The sequence below is a fragment of the Neobacillus drentensis genome (genome assembly GCF_036965245.1).
Classification (GTDB): Bacteria; Bacillota; Bacilli; order Bacillales; family Cytobacillaceae; genus Neobacillus; species Neobacillus drentensis_G.
This window is the reverse complement of record NZ_JBALPG010000147.1, coordinates 1-2424: the sequence shown is the minus strand read 5'-3', so window position 1 is coordinate 2424 and position 2424 is coordinate 1. Positions and strand designations below refer to the sequence as shown.

At 33.4% G+C, this 2424-nt stretch carries 3 protein-coding genes; all 3 read left to right on the top strand.

Annotation, left to right across the window (positions count from 1 at the left end; genetic code table 11):
* Window positions 1-155 precede the first annotated feature (155 nt).
* The 3 genes from V7150_RS22540 to V7150_RS22530 all read left to right on the top strand — a co-directional run bounded on the left by V7150_RS22540 (window position 156) and on the right by V7150_RS22530 (window position 2309).
* Complete coding sequence (locus tag V7150_RS22540; protein WP_335522685.1) at window positions 156-530, top strand: DUF3888 domain-containing protein; 375 nt, start codon at window positions 156-158, stop codon at window positions 528-530.
* A 284-nt stretch (window positions 531-814) separates the two neighbouring features.
* Entirely contained in the window at window positions 815-1192 is a 378-nt protein-coding gene (locus tag V7150_RS22535) for a hypothetical protein (RefSeq protein WP_335522683.1), read from the top strand.
* A gap of 745 nt (window positions 1193-1937) precedes the next feature.
* Entirely contained in the window at window positions 1938-2309 is a 372-nt protein-coding gene (locus V7150_RS22530; protein WP_335522681.1) for an iron chaperone, read from the top strand.
* Window positions 2310-2424: the final 115 nt, after the last annotated feature.

Sequence of the window (2424 nt, the reverse complement as noted above, 5' to 3'; positions counted from 1 at the left end):
ATGAATAATAAACTTAAATGATTATGAAAACGTGAGAAAACAAGAGGAAATTGAAGATAATCGTTTCTTTATAGAGGGAGGTTAGTGACACAAGAATAATGTATAAGACTTATCTGATGTGGGCATTTCTACCTTAAAACAAGGTGGTGGCTGATATGAAATACATAATAATCGGGCTCGTTTTAACTTTTTCCATTTTGGGATTATCCATATCCACTCCATTAAAGGCAGAAACCAAAAAAGATTGTCTGCAAGCAAAGCATAGTGATTTTTATGATGCATTTTTAGTTTTATTAGACCCCTATGCCCGAAAAGTAATAAATAAAAAATACCCTACCCGTAGTTATGCACTGTGGAATTCAGATATATTAGAGGTAAAAAGAATTACTGGGGGATTTTCTAATTATGACTTTATGGTGAAAGTTAAGTATGATACTTACACTGGTCCACATAATCCACCAGAAGGTCCAGTTATCATAACATTTAAAGTGAAAACAGATAAAGTTACTGTTCTTGATATTGAGGGTTAGTTTAATGTGCCAAATAAATCGACTTGTACGATTCTTTAAAGAAAAGGTAGTTTTTTTATTTATTAAAATCGATTGTGAAACATTATACTTAAGCTAACGGGTGCAAGAGTTGAAGAACGGGGATTGTTATGGCGATCTTTTTTTGTTATTCAAACGGGTGAAAGTGTTTAAAATCGCAAGCGGCTTCGGCAGCTTTATTTGCTTTTTTAAGTAACGTGGCAGGTTTGTTTAATAGGACTACAATTTTATGTTATTATTTAGGGATTGTTATTAGGGGAACAGTAATGAGTGTTACGCTTGTCATGAACATTTTGTTGATACTATTTATTTTCATTAGTCTTTATATTACATTTAAATACATTAGGTATATGTTGCCATTACCAGGGTTTACTGTGTACAAATCCTCAAGACTAATACTGGAATATCCTTTTGTTGATTTAGAGAAAAAAGAAGTTACTGGTACCGTTTCGTTTAAAAATAATATATGTATGACAGTAATTGTAAATTTACAATCTAATTCTGTAAAGGTTGTAGGGAGTATTGAGAATACTTGTAAGGGTCAAAAAGATATCGACTATATTGATATGATTAAAAAACAGGCTGAATTTTTCGTTGCTAACAAAATAAGTAACCCTAAAAAGTATTATGAACAGATAATTTAAGCTAATCCTACCTGAACTAATCGGTAGCATGAGTCGAAGATCTAGTTGCTATTAATGGAGATGTTATTATTGTACTTACCGGGAAGGGATGTTGAAGAAGGTTTACCCGTTAGCTTGATAGAATACATTATTAGTACATTAAATAAAGAGGGCTAAATAAATGTTTAGTTTTTTATTTGAGTTTATTGAGAGTTTGTTCCTCTGTATTGGATATGGCGAAGGTATGAATACGAAAAAAATTGATAGTAATATTGAATTATTGAAACATCAAGTGTGGTTTAAAAAGATATACGAAGACGAGAGATATCATCGATTGTTTTTTGTAAATAGGCACGTTAGGGGCTATCTACAAAGCACAATACGTGTAAAAAGAATAATTCGTAGTAAGGAAGCTCAAAGAAAGTTAATAGTCTATCTTGATAAACCAGTGTAAATAATAATTTGTTATCTAAAGAAGACCCTGCTCAATCGTTAAAATAAAGAGGAGAGCGTTAATTAATATGCTTATGGATTAGGGTTGACTGGATTAAGGTCAGTTTTCATTCGCTGTGGTGCAGCTCTGCTGCATGGATGGCTAACGGATGCGATTCCCAATAATGAAGGATCGCTTTTTCTTTTTTGAGTAAAGGGCAGTTTGATGGAAGAAGGAGTTTGTGTATTATTTGGAGAAGTTTAAAAAGTTACTAATGAATGGGTTTGAGGAATTTCTCTGAACGGCATAATTTTTATTTTTGGAGGGAACAACATGGAAGTTTTCGCAGAATATTTAGAGCATATTGATAACCCGCAACATCGGGCCCGAACGGAAGAAGTTTTGGCTTGGGTAACTAAGAGATTTCCAAATTTAATTCCAAAAATTGCGTGGAATCAGCCTATGTTTACCGATCACGGCACATTTATTATTGGCTTTAGCGTATCCAAACATCATTTGGCTGTTGCCCCTGAAAAGGCAGGGATTAATCATTTTTCTGATGAAATTGTGCAGGCTGGCTATGATCACACCAAGCAGTTGGTACGTATCAAATGGGATAGTCTGGTTGATTTCTCATTACTTGAGAAAATGATCGAGTATAATATTTTGGATAAGGCAGACTGTTCAACTTTTTGGCGGAAATAATTATGAGCGTATAATTGACAGAAAGAATTGGAGAAATTGAGAATGATCATTCTTGACTGTCAGCTGAGTGAAAAAATGAAGAGGGGTGTTCCTTGATGATAAATAGTAGAATAAA

Bases quoted from the DNA above. Each gene is read 5' to 3' on its own strand.
- V7150_RS22540 (WP_335522685.1), top strand. From the start codon at position 156: ATGAAATACATAATAATCGGGCTCGTTTTAACTTTTTCCATTTTGGGA.
- V7150_RS22535 (WP_335522683.1), top strand. From the start codon at position 815: ATGAGTGTTACGCTTGTCATGAACATTTTGTTGATACTATTTATTTTC.
- V7150_RS22530 (WP_335522681.1), top strand. From the start codon at position 1,938: ATGGAAGTTTTCGCAGAATATTTAGAGCATATTGATAACCCGCAACAT.